Below are 969 nucleotides of genomic sequence, written 5' to 3' on the forward strand. Positions count from 1 at the left end.
AGCTCATTTCCAACCTGCTCCAAATTTCCATCCTGCTGCTCCGCAACGCTTGCGCAGAAGGGCGTGGGCGGGATCTGGACTGCAACCGCCCGCTGGAGCTGGGATCCCTGTCGGGATGGCTAGACCCGGAACCGTCTGTGGTTGCGCTAGGTTCCCACCGGACTTGCCCAGACCCAGATGGCGACCATCCCATCCCAAAGCAACAGAAGCAGAGCAAAACATCCTAGGAGCCCGTACATCCAAGGCTGAACGTAGGGGCGCAGCCCGCCAATCTCCAGTTGAGCGTGCCGTCGAATCTCAGCCAACAGCTGCTTGAACCTGGTCACCCGCATCGGCAAAAGTACGCGATCCCCCCCTCGGCTGACCAAGTAATACACCATACCACCCTGGCTGGTGGAGCGGGGCTCAATGCGCTCGATATCGGCCCACCGGATCTGCCACTCCTGCCGCACAAAAGGCGGCACCCAACTGGGGTAGGTGGCCTGCATGCCCTCTTCGTCCAACTGAATCTGCTGGCTCAGGGATCCCAGGACTACCCCCCATCCCAGCAGCAGAGCAATCCAAAGGGATCCCAGCTCAAGAGGTGTTGCCTGTTGCCGAGCCAGCAGGATGGGTAGGGGCAGAACCAGTCCCCAGTACAGAGCCTGCACAGCGCAGCGAATTAAGGGAGAGATGGGGAAGGTCATCGTCGGCAAGATGAGGCTGGCTTTATCAAACTTAAGATAGCGCTAGATAGCGCTTAAAAAGGCACCTCCTCCTCCAAGGACTCCGTCCCGCTGAGGCGAACGGCAAGCTGAGAAGACTGCTCACGCCGGTAGGACGGATTCCTTACTGCATTGGGAAAGTCTACGGGATGAGGACTCCGCCCCGCTGACGCGGACGGCTCTGCTCCTGTTGGCGAGCCGTAGGTCTCACCGGAGAGCAGGTCAGGGGATCCCTCGGCTTCTATAGCCTCTATTGAGGAGAGCT

General features: G+C 59.8%; 2 protein-coding genes. Both read right to left on the bottom strand.

Features of this window, described 5'->3' with window-relative positions:
• Positions 1 to 146 precede the first annotated feature (146 nt).
• Positions 147 to 686 carry a hypothetical protein gene (locus NW820_RS12745; protein ID WP_414331790.1) on the bottom strand — a complete coding sequence of 180 codons (540 nt, stop codon included), beginning with the start codon at positions 684 to 686 and terminating at the stop codon, positions 147 to 149.
• Positions 687 to 739: 53 nt separating this feature from the next.
• A partial coding sequence (locus NW820_RS12750) for a hypothetical protein (protein WP_414407687.1) occupies positions 740 to 969 on the bottom strand: 230 nt, incomplete at its 5' end.

Origin of the sequence: Synechococcus sp. R55.7 (assembly GCF_047461955.1) — a bacterium.
Lineage (GTDB): Bacteria > Cyanobacteriota > Cyanobacteriia > Thermostichales > Thermostichaceae > Thermostichus.

What these genes read in the sequence shown, in the direction of transcription:
- NW820_RS12745 (WP_414331790.1), bottom strand. Translation starts at nt 686, where the DNA reads ATGACCTTCCCCATCTCTCCCTTAATTCGCTGCGCTGTGCAGGCTCTG.